Genomic DNA, 15573 nt, shown 5'->3' on the forward strand with positions numbered 1-15573 from the left:
CGCACCTTTGCGCTTCCACGGACAAGTAATGGCAGAATGTATTTTTAGTATCCGCGTTAAATAGGGAGATTTACCAATGAGCAACAAGTCGGCTGCATCAGTATCCGTACAGGAACCCGTTGATCACAGCATTGAGATTGGTCATGGCAACAGCCCGGCAGCGTGGTCAAGCGTAGGCGTCATGCTGATTGGTGCCCTCGTGAGCTGCGTAGCTTTTGTTATCGGCGAGAGCGCAACCTTGTTGTTCTGGATCGGCGTGGGCGTCATTGTTGTTGGCGTCATCTTGGGCCCGGTCCTGCGTGCTGCAGGCTACGGCGTTGGTGGAAGCAAGCTGAAGAACACCGGCCACTAGCAGTGAGCGTATTGCTGGAGATCGTCGACGGCGTCCGCGAGGACATGCAGGCCCGCCAAGCCCAAGTCAGCCTGGCCGAGTTGCAGGAGCGCGTCAAGCATGTGGCTCCGGCGTTGGACGCCTGGACGGCACTGGGCGGACCCTTGCCTGATCGCAGCGACCTGAAGGTCATTGCAGAGGTCAAGCGCAAGAGCCCGTCCAAGGGTGAGCTAGCCGGGATCAGCGATCCTGCCGCACTGGCGAGTCTTTACCGTGACGGCGGGGCCTCCATCATCAGCGTACTTACCGAGGAGCGCCGCTTCGGCGGTTCCCTGGCGGACCTGGACGCCGTGAAGGCAGCCGTGGACATCCCCGTGCTCCGCAAGGACTTCACCTGCGATGAGTACATGATCTGGGAAGCCCGCGCCCACGGTGCCGATCTGGTGCTGTTGATTGTTGCAGCGCTCAGCGATGAGGAGCTGCGCAGCTACCTGGCCTTGACTCATGAGCTCGGGATGAACGCCGTGGTGGAAACCCACACCGCCGAGGAAATCAAGCGGGCGGTGGCCGTTGACGCCAAGATCATTGGCATCAACGTCCGCAACCTGAAAACCCTCGACGTGGACCGCGGAGTGTTTGCCGCCCTCGCTGGCAACATTCCCGCCGGAGCCATTGTGGTGGCCGAATCCGGCGTCCGCGACGCCTCCGATGTTGAGCATTACGGCGCCCACGGAGCCAACGCCATTTTGGTGGGCGAGGCGCTGGTTAAAGATTCCACACCGCGGGAGCGCATCGCCGAATTCAAGGCCGTAGGGGCTCAAGCAATCAGGACCCGCTGAACTACGCCTTCTCGCGTTGAAGATGCTTGTCTGGGAGGGCTTGTCCGGTAACGGGCAGGCCTTCCCCTTCATTAGGAACCGAAAGATTTTTCTGTAACACCGCGGGTAACCGGCAGCAGCTTGTCCGGCACAACCGCCAATAGATAAATAAGCGCACGATTATTCGTAGAACAGGACGGTGGAACTGATGGCTCATGTGCCAGCAGCTTCGTCTCAGGATCCCGCCGACATGGTGGATCCGGCAACAGCATTCTTGCAGGGCTCGGTCCCTGCCGAATCTACCCGGGAGCCGTCCCTGCGGCACGCTCCCGGACCGTACTTTGGCAGCTACGGCGGCCGTTGGATGCCTGAATCCCTCATCGCGGCACTGGATGAGATTGAGGAAACTTTTGAAAAAGCCAAGGTTGATCCCGAGTTCCTGGCTGAGATTGCCGAGCTGAACAAGAACTACTCCGGCCGCCCCTCACTGCTCACCGAGGCCAAGCGTTTCAGCGCACACGCAGGCGGGGCACGAGTTTTCCTCAAGCGCGAAGACCTCAACCACACCGGCTCACACAAGATCAACAACGTGTTGGGCCAGGCCCTGCTCGCCAAGCGCATGGGAAAGACCCGCATCATCGCCGAGACCGGTGCCGGCCAGCATGGCGTTGCCAGCGCCACGGCTGCGGCCTTGTTGGGCCTTGAATGCGTGGTGTACATGGGCGCAGAGGACTGCCGCCGCCAGGCGTTGAACGTGGCTCGTATGCAGTTGCTGGGCGCCACCGTGGTTCCCGTAACCAACGGGTCCCAGACACTTAAGGATGCCATCAACGATGCCCTGCGTGACTGGGTCGCCAACGTTGAAAACACCCACTACGTGCTCGGCACGGTGTCCGGTGCCCACCCGTTCCCGGCCATGGTCCGGTTCTTCCACGAAGTCATTGGCGAAGAAGCCCGTGGCCAGATCATTGAGCAAATTGGCCGTCTGCCGGACGCCGTCTGCGCATGCATCGGTGGCGGTTCCAACGCGATTGGTTTGTTCCACGGCTTCCTGGACGATGCTGCCGTGAAAATCTACGGCTTTGAAGCTGCCGGCGATGGTGTTGAGACTGGCCGCCATGCGGCCACCATCACCCTCGGCCGCCCCGGCGTCTTGCACGGTGCACGCTCCTACCTTATGCAAGATGAGGACGGCCAGACCATCGAGTCGCACTCCATCTCGGCAGGTCTGGACTACCCTGGCGTTGGGCCGGAGCACGCCTACCTGGCAGATCTTGGCCGCGTCACCTATGAAGCCATCACCGACGTCGAAGCCATGGACGCCTTCAAACTGTTGTGCCGTACAGAAGGCATCATCCCGGCCATCGAATCCTCACACGCCCTGGCTGGCGCACTTAAGGTTGGTCAGCGCCTTGTTGCCGACGCCGAAAACCCGGAAGACGTGGTTGTCATCGTGAACCTCTCCGGCCGCGGTGACAAGGATGTCCAGACGGCAGCCGATTGGTTTGGTTTGCTGGATGAGGACGGAAACGTCAAGGGCACCATGTTGTCCACGCGCACGGCCAAGGGCGCAGCCCATGGTGCCGGCGCAAGCACCGAAGCCACGACGGCAGAAGCCATGGATATCACCGCAGAGGATGCCAGCAATGAGTGAGAGCAACATCAGCCCGGACACCCCTGTGAGCGTTGTCAGCAAGTCTGCTGAAGCAATCGAACGGGCCCGGTCCGCAGGCCGCAAGGCACTCATTGCCTACCTGCCCGCAGGCTTCCCCGATAAGCAGACTTCCATTGACGCGGCCATTGCGCTGGCCCGCAACGGTGCCGACATCATTGAAATCGGTATCCCGTACTCGGACCCCGTTATGGACGGTTCGGTGATTCAGGCAGCAACCACGCAGGCGTTGAACAACGGCTTCCACGTTGCAGACGTTTTCGATGTGGTTGCAGCCATTACAGCCGAAACCGATGCAACCGTTCTGGTCATGACCTACTGGAACCCGGTGATGCGCATGGGCGTGGATGAATTCTCCCGCCGCTTGGCTGAGGCTGGGGGAGCCGGGCTCATTACTCCTGACCTGATTCCTGACGAGGCCGCCGAATGGTTCGCGGCATCGGACAAGTATGGACTTGACCGGGTCTTCTTGGTGGCACCGTCCTCCACGCCCGAACGCGTCGCCATGACCGTTGAGGCTACGCGCGGCTTTGTTTACGCCGTTTCCATCATGGGTGTCACGGGTGCTCGCACCGTGGTCTCCAGCGCCGCTGAAGCCGTGGTTGCCGCAGCTCACGCTGCCGGCGCCGAGCGCGCGTGCGTTGGCTTGGGTGTTTCCAAGGCCGCCCATGTTCGTGAAATTGCAGCCTATGCCGACGGTGTCATCGTCGGGACTGCCCTTGTGGCTGCGCTTCGCGATGGCGGCGTGCCCGCTGTCGCAGCCCTGGCTAAGGAACTAAGCACTGGTTTTGACGCAGCAACAACTGAAGCGGCAAGCGCATGATCGCCGCGTTGGTGCCGCAGGCCGCAGCCGCCGCCATCCCGGCCCCGTCCTGGTCGGGTTTTGATCTTGGCCCGCTGCGCATCCATGCTTACGCGTTGTGCATTCTTGCCGGCATCGTCGCCGCATTGTGGCTAACGGACCGTCGGTGGAAGCGCCGTGGCGGCCCGGAGGGATCCATCTGGGACATTGCCATCTGGGCCATTCCCTTCGGCATCATCGGCGGCCGGCTCTACCATGTGTTCTCCTCCCCGGAGGCTTACTTTGGTCCGGGCTTTGACGGCACGGGCGATCTGTCCCTGATTCCGCAGATCTGGCTTGGTGGTCTGGGTATTTGGGGTGCCGTTGTCCTGGGTGTGGTTGGCGCGTGGATCGGCTGCCGCCGTGCAAACGTGAAGATTTCGGCATTTATTGATGCCGCGGCACCTGGAATTCTTCTGGCCCAGGCCCTGGGCCGATGGGGCAACTACTTCAACCAGGAACTCTTCGGCGGTCCCACCACGCTTCCGTGGGGCTTGAGTGTCTCGCCGGAATTCGTGCCTGCCGGCTACAGCCCCGATACGCTGTTCCACCCCACGTTCCTCTATGAGTGCATCTGGAACCTGCTGGGCGTTGCCGCCCTGCTGCTGATCGACCGTAAGCTGCGTCTCCGCAGCGGACGCCTGTTCCTGCTGTATGCCATGATCTACACGGCAGGGCGCGTCTGGATTGAAATGCTGCGCATCGACACCGCCGAGCAGATCACGCTGTTCGGCATCACCACCCGCCTGAACGTCTGGACCAGCATTTTCGTGTTCCTTGCGGCACTGGTGGTCTTCCTGATTATCACCTTCTCCAACCGCGGCAAGGATCAGGAGTCCGTGTACCTGGCGGCCAAGGCGCCCGCTGCGGAGTCCGCCAAGGTCGACGACGGCGCCACCGCCTCAGCTGGTGCGGCACCGAGCGCCGTGGACGCGGCGGCTGACACTGCCACCGCGGAGCATGCTGCGGGCGACGACACCTCTAGCAAGGATGCTCCCGAAGGCAAGGTGCACGGAGGGAAGCCCTCCGCGGGCAAGTAACCCAAGATTCACCAGCATCTGGCGGCTCTTCTAGCCAGCGGCACTGAGAAGACAATAGAAAAAGGCGGCCCGGGACCACCCGGGCCGCCTTTTTCATGCCTGGCGCACATCGTGGGTGACCAGAAAAGGTACACAGGCGCCTCAAATGGCTCCCATTCGTAAGATTACGCACGATCCCGCACTTTTCCAGAAATCGAGTCTTCATAAATATTACTGATCATGCAGATTGTGTCAGATTCTAAGATACGTATATTTCCACGGTTCGCACGGCTATATAGTAAAAAACGCCGGACGGGAGTTGTGACCCAAATATCCCCCGGCGATTGTGCAAATGCCCTACGCAACACAAGCGGTCGGTTATACGCCACTCAACAGCAATACATCATCAGCAGTACATCAACACAGCAGCACCGTTGAGGAAGATCCGCTTTCCCAACGCACGGGCCAGCGTCGTCCCCACGAATCGCTCTAACAAGGGGAAGGACTAACACGTCGTGACTACGAATACAGCGCGTGACTCCCACAAGACACCGGCCGTATCGCCGTTCACCCGCTTCGCCGGCATGCCGGAGCAGGCGGGACTCTACCGCCCGGAGTCCGAGAAGGACGCTTGTGGTTTGGCCATCGTGGCCACCCTCCGTGGCACTCCGGAACATGACATTGTGCAGAAGGCCCTCGTTGCCCTGCGCAACCTTGAACACCGCGGGGCAGTCGGTGCCGACGAGGGAACCGGCGACGGTGCCGGCATCTTGATTCAGCTCCCCGACGAGTTCTTCCGCGCCGTAGTTGGCTTTGAGCTGCCACCCCTGGGCAGTTACGCCGTGGGTACAGCATTTTTGCCGGTTGAAGACGCTGAGCTCGCCGTAGCAAAATCCGGCATGGAGGCCTTGGCTGAAAGCGAAGGACTTCGTGTTCTTGGCTGGCGCGAGGTTCCCGTTGTCAGCGACATGGTCGGTGCCAGTGCCATCGCGTGCATGCCGTACTTCAGCCAGATGTTTGTAGCCTTGACCAAAGAGCCGGCTCAGCCGCTGGATGCCCGCAGCGCCAACGTCCTTGACGGCAAGGCCTTCCGTCTGCGCAAGCGTGCCCAGCAGAAGTTCGGCGTGTACTTCCCGTCGTTCTCCTCCAAAACCATTGTGTACAAGGGCATGCTGACAACTGCCCAGCTGGAGCCGTTCTACCCGGATCTGTCCGATCCGCGCTTCGCCACCAAGCTGGCCATTGTGCACTCCCGCTTCTCCACGAATACCTTCCCGTCCTGGCCGTTGGCCCAGCCGTTCCGCACCATTGCTCACAACGGTGAAATCAACACCGTGAAGGGCAACCGGAACTGGATGCGCGCCCGCCAGTCCACCATGGCGCACCCGCTGCTGGGGGATACCCCGAGGAACTCTTCCCCATTTGCACCCCCGGTGCATCGGACTCTGCTTCCTTTGATGAGGTTGCCGAGCTGTTGTGGCTCTCAGGGCGTCCCATCACCGAGGCTGTCATGATGATGATTCCCGAGGCGTGGGAAAACCATGCCACGATGGATCCGGCCCGCAAGGCGTTCTATGAGTACCACTCCCTCATGATGGAACCGTGGGACGGTCCGGCCGCCGTGTCCTTCACCGACGGCAACTTGGTTGGTGCCACGCTTGACCGCAACGGCCTGCGTCCGGCACGCTTCTGGGTCACCGATGATGGTTTGGTTGTTCTGGCGTCCGAGGTTGGCGTTCTGGAACTGGATCCGGCAACAATCGTGAAGAAGGGCCGTGTCTCTCCCGGCACCATGTTCCTGGTTGACACCGACAAGGGTGAGCTCATCAGTGATGAGACGGTCAAGGCTGAGATCGCCGCGGCGCACCCGTACGAGACCTGGGCCAAGGAAAACACCATCCAGCTTGCGGATCTGCCGGAGCGTGAGCACATTGTTCACACGAGTTCCTCAGTTCTGCACCGTCAGCGCACTTTTGGTTACACCACCGAAGAGCTGAAGATCATGTTGGGCCCCATGGCCAAGGCCGGCGCTGAGCCGCTTGGTGCCATGGGAACAGACACTCCCGTTGCCGTGCTGTCCGAGCGCCCGCGCCTGCTCTTTGATTACTTTGTGCAGCAGTTTGCACAGGTGACCAACCCGCCTCTGGATGCAATCCGCGAGGAACTGGTTACCTCCCTGCACAGCACGATCGGCCCCCAGGGAAACCTGCTCTCACGCAACAAGGTCACCGCGCCGCAGTTGGCGCTGAACTTCCCCGTGATCGACAACGACGATCTGGCCAAGATCGCCAACATGGAAACCCCGTTGGCAGCCGATGGCTCCGGCGGCGAAAAGATCTCCATGAAGGTCCGCGGCCTGTACAAGGTCGACGGTGGTGCGCCCGCCTTGCGCGCCCGCCTCTCCGAGATTGGTGAGCAAATCTCCGGCGCCATCAACCGCGGCGTGCAGTACATTGTGCTTTCCGACAGGGATTCCTCCGCTGTGTGGGCCCCCATCCCGTCACTGTTGCTCCTAAGTGCCGTGCACCACCACTTGTTGCGCAGCGCCAACCGCACCAAGGTTTCCCTGGTAGTTGAGGCCGGCGACGTCCGCGAGGTTCACCACGTAGCGGTTCTGGTTGGTTACGGTGCCGCCGCCGTCAACCCTTACCTGGCCATGGAATCGGTTGAGGAACTCATCCGCAATGAGGACGTCACCGGGGTCACCCCAAATGAGGGTGTCCGGAACCTGATCAAGGGCCTGGGCAAGGGCGTCTTGAAGATCATGTCCAAGATGGGCATCTCCACGGTAGCTTCTTACTGTGGTGCACAGACCTTTGAAGCCCTGGGTCTGTCCCAGGAACTCATCAACGAGTACTTCACCGGCACCGTGTCCCAGCTCGGCGGTGTAGGCCTTGACGTCATCGCCAAGGAAGTTTCCGCACGCCACATCCTTGCGTACCCCGTTGATGGTGTGGACGTTCCGCACCGTCCGCTCCTTGGTGGCGGCGAATACCAGTGGCGCCGTGACGGCGAACCGCACCTGTTCAACCCGGATACGGTGTTCCGCCTGCAGCACGCCACGCGTGAGCGCCGCTATGACATCTTCAAGAAGTACACGCTGGGCGTTGATGAGCAGTCCAACAAGCTCATGACCTTCCGCGGCCTGCTCACTTTCAAGGACGGACAGCGTCCGCCCGTGCCGCTGGACGAGGTTGAATCTGTCAGCAGCATTGTGAAGCGTTTCTCCACCGGTGCCATGAGCTATGGCTCCATCTCCCAGGAGGCTCACCAGACCCTCGCCATCGCCATGAACCGATTGGGCGCCAAGTCCAACACCGGTGAAGGCGGCGAGGACGTTGAGCGACTCCTGGACCCCGAGCGTCGCAGCGCCATCAAGCAGGTGGCCTCGGGCCGTTTCGGCGTCACCAGCTTGTACCTGACAAACGCCGAAGACATCCAGATCAAGATGGCCCAGGGCGCCAAGCCCGGCGAGGGCGGCCAGCTCATGGCCAAAAAGGTTTACCCGTGGATCGCCGAAACGCGTCACTCCACACCCGGTGTTGGCTTGATCTCGCCGCCGCCGCACCACGACATCTACTCGATCGAGGACCTGGCGCAGCTCATTTACGACTGCAAGCGCGCCAACCCGAGTGCCCGTGTTCACGTGAAGCTTGTCTCCGAAATGGGGATAGGCACGGTGGCTTCCGGCGTGACCAAGGCCAAGGCCGACGTCGTACTGGTTTCAGGGCACGACGGCGGAACCGGCGCCAGCCCGCTGAACTCCCTCAAGCATGCGGGCATGCCATGGGAGTTGGGCTTGGCCGAAACCCAGCAGACGCTGCGCCTGAACGGGCTGCGCGAGCGGGTCGTGGTTCAGGTTGACGGTCAGCTCAAGACCGGCCGCGACGTCATCATCGCGGCGCTGCTTGGTGCCGAGGAATACGGTTTCGCCACGGCACCGCTGGTGGTTTCCGGCTGTGTCATGATGCGTGTTTGCCACCTTGACACCTGCCCCGTCGGTGTTGCCACACAGAACCCCGAGCTTCGCCAGCGCTTCACCGGCAAGCCCGAATTCGTTGTCAACTTCTTCGAGTTCCTGGCGGAGGAAGTCCGCGAACTTCTGGCCGAACTCGGTTTCCGCAGCCTCGAGGAAGCAATTGGCCAGTCCAGTACGCTCGATATCAAGGCCGCGCTGAACCACTGGAAGACCGAGGGCCTGGACTTGAGCCCCATTCTCTCCGATGCTGGCGTGCCGGCAAGTGCTCCGGTGCGTCACCTGACGAACCAGAACCACGAGCTGGACAAGCACTTTGACCAGCAACTGATCACCATGAGTGCCGAGGCCCTGAGCGACCGTGCTCCGGTCAAGATCAGTGTCCCGGTCATCAACACAGACAGGTCCGTCGGTACCCTGTTGGGCCACCATGTGACCAAGACGTTCGGCATTGATGTGCTGGGTCCGGACACGATCGATGTGACACTGACGGGCCAGGCCGGCCAGTCATTGGGCGCGTTCCTGCCGGCCGGCATCACGCTGCGTCTGCTCGGCGATGCCAACGACTATGTTGGAAAGGGCCTTTCCGGTGGCCGGATCACCGTCCGCCCGGACCGCAGCAGCCCGTTCGTGGCAGCTGAGAACGTCATTGCCGGTAACGTGATTGGCTACGGTGCCACGAGTGGCGAGATGTTCCTTCGCGGAATTGTGGGGGAGCGGTTCTTGGTCCGCAACTCCGGCGCGACGGCCGTCGTTGAAGGTATTGGTGACCACGGTTGCGAGTACATGACAGGTGGCCGCACCTTGATCCTTGGCCCCACGGGACGTAACTTTGGTGCCGGCATGTCCGGTGGTACGGCTTTCGTTTTGGACCTGGTGCCCAGCCACGTCAACAAGGTCTCACTGGACTCCGGAGAACTCAAGCTGCTTGGGCTCGACGGCGCCGATCAGGAATTGGTCCGCTCGCTGTTGCAGCGCCATGTTGATGAGACGGAATCGGAGACCGCAGCAGCCTTGCTGGCGGACTTCCCGAAAACCGTGGCTCGTTTCACCAAGGTGCTTCCGCGCGATTACGCAGCAGTATTGGAAACCCGCTTGGCAGCAGCCGAGCTGGGCGAAGACCCGGACGGCGCAACCGTCTGGCAGAAAATTTTGGAGGTCACCGGTGGCTGATCCGCACGGTTTCTTGAACAATCGGGAACGCATCACCCAGACCCGCCGCCCCGTTCCGGTCCGCATCATGGACTGGAAGGAAGTCTACGAGGCACAGGAACAGGGCGTTTTGAAGTCCCAGGCCGGCCGCTGCATGGACTGTGGCGTACCGTTCTGCCACCAGGGCTGCCCTTTGGGGAATTTGATCCCCGAGTGGAACGACCTCACGTGGCGCGGCAAGGGCCAGGAGGCCATTGAGCGCCTGCACGCCACGAACAACTTCCCGGAATTCACCGGGCGTTTGTGCCCGGCTCCGTGCGAATCGGCGTGTGTGCTGGGGATCAACCAGCCTGCCGTGACCATCAAGCAGGTTGAGGTTTCCATCATCGATGAGGCCTTCAACCAGGACTGGGTGCACCCGTTGCCCCCGGCCCGCCTCACGGGCAAGACTGTCGCCGTCGTTGGTTCAGGACCGGCAGGGCTCGCAGCAGCCCAGCAGCTGACCCGCACCGGACACACGGTTGCCGTGTACGAGCGTGACGACCGGATCGGTGGCCTGCTGCGTTACGGCATCCCCGATTTCAAGCTGGAGAAGGAAAGCGTTGACCGCCGCGTGGAGCAGATGTCCGCAGAGGGCACCCGCTTCCGCACCGGCATTGAAGTCGGCAAGGACATTGGGTGGGACGAGCTGCGCCGACGCTATGACGCCGTGGTGGTTTGCACGGGGGCAACTGTGCCGCGTGACCTTCCCATCCCGGGCCGTGGACTCAACGGTGTGCACTTCGCCATGGATTACCTGGTTCAGGGCAACAAGGCTGTGGCAGGGGACGAGCTCGTGGGCCAAATCGATGCCCGTGGCAAGCACGTCGTAATCTTGGGTGGTGGCGACACCGGCGCGGACTGCATTGGTACGGCACACCGCCAGCAGGCCGCCTCGGTGACTACCTTGGCCATTGGCCAGCAGCCGCCGTCGGACCGTTCCGTAGACCAGCCTTGGCCCACCTTCCCGAACCTTTTCGAGGTGGCCAGTGCGCATGAGGAAGGCGGTGAGCGCAGCTACTTGGCGTCGACCGTTGAATTCTTGGGCGAAAATGGTGTCCTCACCGGACTGAAGATCGCAGAGACTGCGTTTGTTGGTGGCCGTCGTGTACCCAAGGAAGGTACCGAACGCGTCATTCCCGCCGATCTGGTGTTCCTGGCGCTCGGATTTACGGGTCCGGAATCGGCTGAATTGACACACCAGTTGCCCGTGACATTGGACTCCCGCTCAAATGTGAAACGAGATGGTTACTACATGTCGAGCCGCGAGGGCGTGTTTGTTGCGGGCGATGCAGGGCGCGGCCAGTCACTGATTGTGTGGGCCATTGCTGAGGGCCGGGCCTGTGCCGCGGCCGTCGATAAGTTCCTCATGGGAGAGACTTTCCTGCCGGCTCCTGTCTCACCCAGTGATTCGGCTATCCGGGTCTAGTAGCAAAAGCGATAGGCTGTCATTAGGCACCAAAGATTTCTGCTGAAACCACACACAAGGTAGGTACATTGAGACGCGCAAAAATTGTTGCGACTTTCGGGCCGGCAATCGCCAGCTATGAAAACACACTTGCGGTACTGGAGGCGGGCGTAAACGTAGCCCGCATGAACATGAGCCACGGCGACTACACCGTGCACCAGAACACGTACGACAACGTCCGTAAGGCAGCCGAGTCACTGGGCAAGCCTGTTGCCATCATGGCTGACCTGCAGGGTCCCAAGATCCGTTTGGGTCGCTTTGCCAATGGCGAGGGCTACGCCCTGGCCGTCGGTGATGTCTTCACGATCACCACCGACGATGTTCCTGGTACCAAGGACATCTGCTCCACCACCTTGAAGTCCCTCACCGAGGACGTCAAGGTTGGCGACATCATGTTGATCGACGACGGCAAGGTGTCCGTTCGGGCAACTGCCGTCGACGCCGTCAAGGTTGTCACCGAAGTAATCGTTCCGGGCAAGGTTTCCAACAACAAGGGCATTAACCTGCCTGGTGTTGCTGTCAACGTTCCTGCCTTGAGCGAAAAGGACGAGGACGATCTGCGTTGGGCGCTTGCGTGCGGCGTGGACCTGGTTGCACTGTCATTCGTGCGTGACGCTGCTGACATCAGCCGTGTTCACGAGATCATGGATGAAGAAGGCCGCCGCGTTCCCGTCATCGCCAAGATCGAGAAGCCGCAGGCCGTTGCGAACCTCGAGGCAATTGTTGATGCGTTTGACGCCATCATGGTTGCCCGTGGTGACCTCGGTGTGGAGCTTCCCTTGGAAGATGTCCCGCTGGTTCAGAAGAAGTGCGTTGAAATGGCACGCCGCTGGGCCAAGCCCGTTATCGTGGCAACCCAGGTTCTCGAATCCATGATCGAGAACCCGCGCCCCACCCGCGCAGAGGCTTCCGACTGTGCAAACGCAGTGCTCGACGGCGCAGATGCAGTTATGCTCTCCGGCGAGACAAGCGTTGGCGCTTTCCCGATCGAGACCGTCAAGGTCATGGCCCGGATCATCGAGGCTGCTGAAGCCGAAGATGGTATGAAGCTCATCCCGAAGCTGGCTTCCGAGCCGAAGACCCGTGGTGGGGTTATCACCGCGGCTGCCGTGCAGATCGCCAAGCAGTTGGATGCAAAGTACATTGCAACCTTCACGCAGTCCGGCGACTCGGCACACCGCCTGTCCCGCCTGCGCCCGGCCAAGCCGGTTTTGGCCTTCACACCTGTGGAGAGCGTACGCAACCAGCTGGCACTGGCATGGGGCATTGAGCCCGTGTTGGTTCCCATGGTTGCTCACACCGATGCCATGACCGAGCAGGTTGACGCAACCCTGTTGGAGAAGGGCTTGGTAGAGGAGGGCGACTTGGTTGTTATTGCTGCCGGTTCCCCTCCCGGACAGGCTGGTTCCACCAACCTGGTCAAGGTTCACAAGGTTGGCGACCTCGCCGACCTGGGCAAGGCTGCAAATGGCGACCGTGCCAACCGCGAAAAGATTGGCCCCTGGCCCACCGACTAGCAGTCGCGGCCCGTTAGGGAACGACGGCGGCACCCACCCTTCGCTTCATGCGTTGGGCGGGTGCCGCCGTCGTACTTTAAGGGAAAGTTTCCGCGGGAACGAAAAATGACACCGATTTCGCTTTCGGATCCTGAAATACCTGGATCCGACAGCGAAATCGGTGTCATTTTAGGCTGGCCGGCCTTGTGAGCCGGTGGTCAAGCCCGTGGAGACCTAGTTGACCTGGTTGATGATGGTCTCGGCGACCTCGCGCATGCTCAGGCGGCGGTCCATGGAGGTCTTCTGGATCCAGCGGAAGGCCTCGGGCTCAGTGAGACCCATCTTGGTGGTCAGGAGGCTCTTGGCGCGCTCCACAAGCTTGCGTGTGGCGAACTGTTCCTGAAGGTCGGAAACCTCATTCTCGAGTGCCTTGATTTCCTCGTGGCGTGAGAGAGCGATTTCCAGGGCCGGGATGAGGTCGGCCGGTGTGAACGGTTTGACAACGTAGGCCATGGCGCCGGCGTCGCGTGCGCGCTCAACTAGTTCCTTCTGGCTGAAGGCGGTCAAGAGCACAACGGGGGCAATGCGGGCCTTGACGATGATCTCAGCAGCCGTGATGCCGTCCATGACGGGCATTTTGACGTCCATGAGGACCAGATCGGGCTTGAGTTCTTTAGCGAGCTCCACGGCCTTCTCACCGTTGTCGGCCTCGCCGACGACGTCGTAGCCTTCGCCACGGAGAATTTCCATAATGTCCAAGCGGATCAAGGTTTCATCCTCGGCAACAATGACACGGCGTGCGGGGGAGGTGGAGGATGACTCCGTCTGTTCAGACACAAAAACTCCTAAGTATGAGGTGAAGTACACCACAATTGGTAAAAATTTGGCCCCTAGAGGGCTTCGATTCCACAAACTACCCTATCTCCATGTAGAGTAGTTGCGCGCACTCGTTCGGAAGCGATTCATGAACAAGAGCGTGATCTTCGTAACAGTGATCATTTGATCGCTTTTGCTAAGGCCCAAGTGGCGGAACGGCAGACGCGCTGCACTCAAAATGCAGTATCGAAAGGTGTGTGGGTTCGAATCCCACCTTGGGCACGCTTGACCCCCTGTTTACAGGGGGTTTTCGTGTTTAAGCGTTGACACGATGTTGACAGCTGTTGACCGGTTGCTCCCCTGAGGGGTCTTGTTATGCGGCGTCCTGGTAATCTAACGCCGATTTAGCTGTTTGTTATTGGCGGCTCCTTGTTGGATGCGTTGGGGATTTTCCCCTACACCTAGTTCATGGTCCGCCGAAGGCCTAACTACATGACTTGGGGTGGCAACCAGGTCAGAACACGAAGATTTCTTCTGTATACAGCCGTCACTGTTCATGCTGTGAGGGTGTCCCCGGCTCGAGACCATTGATTGTCCGAGTGCCGGTGACCAATGTGCGCGCTCACGAGTCCGTACTGGTCCACCCGAATAGTACGAGCAATCATATTGTGCTCATGAAACCGTCTCGCTACCAGAGGGCGCCAATAGACGGCCCCTAATTCCCAGGACGCTAGTAGGCAGAAACTCATGGCCCTTAGCTGGTGTCCACAAAAACAGGCGAGGAATAGACGAAAGCCCTGTCCTGAAGTGGAGGGTTTTTGTCAACGATGTCTCGCTACATCAGTCAACGGTGTCGCTACACATCAAAATTGTTCCTCAGGCGGGAATTGGGCCCACGACCACGAGATTAGAAGGGCAGGCATCCGGTGGCCCCGAGATTGAGGCTAGGAGGAGCGACTCACATGCTGCTGTGCCAGCCAGCCAGTGCTTCGTTGAGGGCTTCCATTCGCCATTGTTTTAAGCTTCCCTCTGCGCGTCTTTGGTGTTGGGTGTGCAGCCAAACCCCGAGGCTATACTCGTGTTCGCTGTCGTAGCGCTTGTATCGGGGGAGACTACCTGTCTCCGTGACGAATGCCTGTAGGTCTGCGAGGCGGTGTCGCCAGTGCTCGTCCCGATTTACTGAGGGCTCTCGGTATGTCCAGCCAGGCAGCATGTCCATGAGCGTGATCTGAATGTCGGGGAGTTCGCCACGGATATGTAGAGCGCGCTGGTGGGCGACCCACCGGGCCAACGAGGATTCTTCCTCATCACTACCGACAGCGGGTAGCCTGGCGTTCGCTGCAAGGAAGATTTGGGTGGCTTTGTAGCGTCGTTGCCAGTGCGTGGTGGGCCAGCCTGGGTCGCGTGCCGCGTTGGCCGCATCGTGAATGGATCGGATCTCATCGTCGTAGATTTGCCTGACCTGCAGGTGTCGGTGCACGGTCGAGAGTGGCCGGCCGGTTAGATCGGAGATCTCGCGCACGGTCATGCCCGACTTGTACATGCGATCCCACGACGGGTGCAACGAGATATCCCAGCGCAACATGCGTCCACGCTAAACCATGCCGTCGTCTTTGTCAGTGCCTGCCCATAGTGTGCTGGACATGGAGAGTGTGGAAGTGGAAACCGCACACGGCGCCCCTGTCTCATTCATCCGGGCTGGCCGGTCGTGGCATGCGGGCGCGCCGCCGGTGCGGTGGTTTGAGCGGGTGGCGTGGTGGGAGACAGCGCAGCGCGCACCCAAGGATGGCATGCTGCGGATCGACGCTGAGGTGTGGATGGTGCAGGCAAGGATCGGGCACAACCAACGCAGCCCCTTGGTCACCTTCGAGCTGATTCTCGGGCACGACCGCGAGTCGTGGTCGGTGCGGTCCATGGAGGCTGTGGCGGCGTGAGTTTGTCACAC

Annotated in this window: 10 protein-coding genes, 1 tRNA gene and 1 pseudogene; 10 read left to right on the forward strand and 2 right to left on the reverse strand. The window is 60.6% G+C overall.

Annotation, left to right across the window (positions count from 1 at the left end):
• The first annotated feature begins 76 nt into the window (after positions 1-76).
• The 8 genes and pseudogenes from BLV41_RS05100 to pyk all read left to right on the forward strand — a co-directional run bounded on the left by BLV41_RS05100 (position 77) and on the right by pyk (position 12833).
• Positions 77-352, forward strand: a complete 276-nt coding sequence (locus tag BLV41_RS05100) for an HGxxPAAW family protein (RefSeq protein WP_044570810.1) — start codon at positions 77-79, stop codon at positions 350-352.
• A gap of 2 nt (positions 353-354) precedes the next feature.
• Complete coding sequence (gene trpC, locus BLV41_RS05105) at positions 355-1170, forward strand: indole-3-glycerol phosphate synthase TrpC (RefSeq protein WP_074710859.1); 816 nt, start codon at positions 355-357, stop codon at positions 1168-1170.
• A gap of 187 nt (positions 1171-1357) precedes the next feature.
• The gene (trpB, locus tag BLV41_RS05110; RefSeq protein ID WP_074710860.1) at positions 1358-2803 is read left to right on the forward strand and encodes a tryptophan synthase subunit beta; all 1446 of its coding nucleotides are present in this window, start codon (positions 1358-1360) and stop codon (positions 2801-2803) included.
• Positions 2796-3644, forward strand: a complete 849-nt coding sequence (gene trpA, locus BLV41_RS05115; RefSeq protein ID WP_074710861.1) for a tryptophan synthase subunit alpha — start codon at positions 2796-2798, stop codon at positions 3642-3644. Before trpB ends, trpA begins: the two co-directional genes overlap by 8 nt.
• A complete protein-coding gene (gene lgt, locus BLV41_RS05120) occupies positions 3641-4702 on the forward strand; it encodes a prolipoprotein diacylglyceryl transferase (protein WP_074710862.1) in 1062 nt (353 codons plus the stop codon). Before trpA ends, lgt begins: the two co-directional genes overlap by 4 nt.
• A 563-nt stretch (positions 4703-5265) precedes the next feature.
• Positions 5266-9830, forward strand: a pseudogene (gltB, locus tag BLV41_RS05125) (glutamate synthase large subunit).
• On the forward strand, positions 9823-11277 hold the full coding sequence (locus BLV41_RS05130; protein ID WP_074710863.1) for a glutamate synthase subunit beta: 1455 nt from the start codon (positions 9823-9825) through the stop codon (positions 11275-11277). The pseudogene gltB and the gene BLV41_RS05130 overlap by 8 nt, the downstream one beginning before the upstream one ends.
• A gap of 68 nt (positions 11278-11345) precedes the next feature.
• A complete protein-coding gene (gene pyk, locus BLV41_RS05135; RefSeq protein WP_044570819.1) occupies positions 11346-12833 on the forward strand; it encodes a pyruvate kinase in 1488 nt (495 codons plus the stop codon).
• A gap of 213 nt (positions 12834-13046) precedes the next feature.
• Here the strand turns inward: pyk and BLV41_RS05140 are convergent, their stop codons facing one another.
• Positions 13047-13649, reverse strand: a complete 603-nt coding sequence (locus BLV41_RS05140) for an ANTAR domain-containing response regulator (protein ID WP_044570822.1) — start codon at positions 13647-13649, stop codon at positions 13047-13049.
• Positions 13650-13829: 180 nt separating this feature from the next.
• Between BLV41_RS05140 and BLV41_RS05145 the strand changes: the two genes are divergently transcribed.
• Positions 13830-13910, forward strand: a tRNA-Leu gene (locus BLV41_RS05145).
• A gap of 676 nt (positions 13911-14586) precedes the next feature.
• Here BLV41_RS05145 and BLV41_RS05150 read toward each other — a convergent pair.
• Positions 14587-15213: a Helicase associated domain protein gene (locus BLV41_RS05150; RefSeq protein WP_074710864.1), complete on the reverse strand. Its 627-nt coding sequence runs from the start codon at positions 15211-15213 to the stop codon at positions 14587-14589.
• Between the two features lie 58 nt (positions 15214-15271).
• On the opposite strand from BLV41_RS05150, the gene BLV41_RS05155 reads away from it, so the two are divergent.
• Positions 15272-15562, forward strand: a complete 291-nt coding sequence (locus tag BLV41_RS05155; protein WP_074710865.1) for a hypothetical protein — start codon at positions 15272-15274, stop codon at positions 15560-15562.
• Positions 15563-15573 lie beyond the last annotated feature (11 nt).

The organism is Arthrobacter alpinus, from assembly GCF_900105965.1.
Classification (GTDB): domain Bacteria; phylum Actinomycetota; class Actinomycetes; order Actinomycetales; family Micrococcaceae; genus Specibacter; species Specibacter alpinus.

Excerpts from the sequence above, each read along its gene's own strand:
- BLV41_RS05100 (WP_044570810.1), top strand. The coding sequence starts at position 77 with ATGAGCAACAAGTCGGCTGCATCAGTATCCGTACAGGAACCCGTTGAT.
- trpB (WP_074710860.1), top strand. The coding sequence starts at position 1,358 with ATGGCTCATGTGCCAGCAGCTTCGTCTCAGGATCCCGCCGACATGGTG.
- trpA (WP_074710861.1), top strand. The coding sequence starts at position 2,796 with ATGAGTGAGAGCAACATCAGCCCGGACACCCCTGTGAGCGTTGTCAGC.
- lgt (WP_074710862.1), top strand. The coding sequence starts at position 3,641 with ATGATCGCCGCGTTGGTGCCGCAGGCCGCAGCCGCCGCCATCCCGGCC.
- BLV41_RS05150 (WP_074710864.1), bottom strand. The coding sequence starts at position 15,213 with ATGTTGCGCTGGGATATCTCGTTGCACCCGTCGTGGGATCGCATGTAC.
- BLV41_RS05155 (WP_074710865.1), top strand. The coding sequence starts at position 15,272 with ATGGAGAGTGTGGAAGTGGAAACCGCACACGGCGCCCCTGTCTCATTC.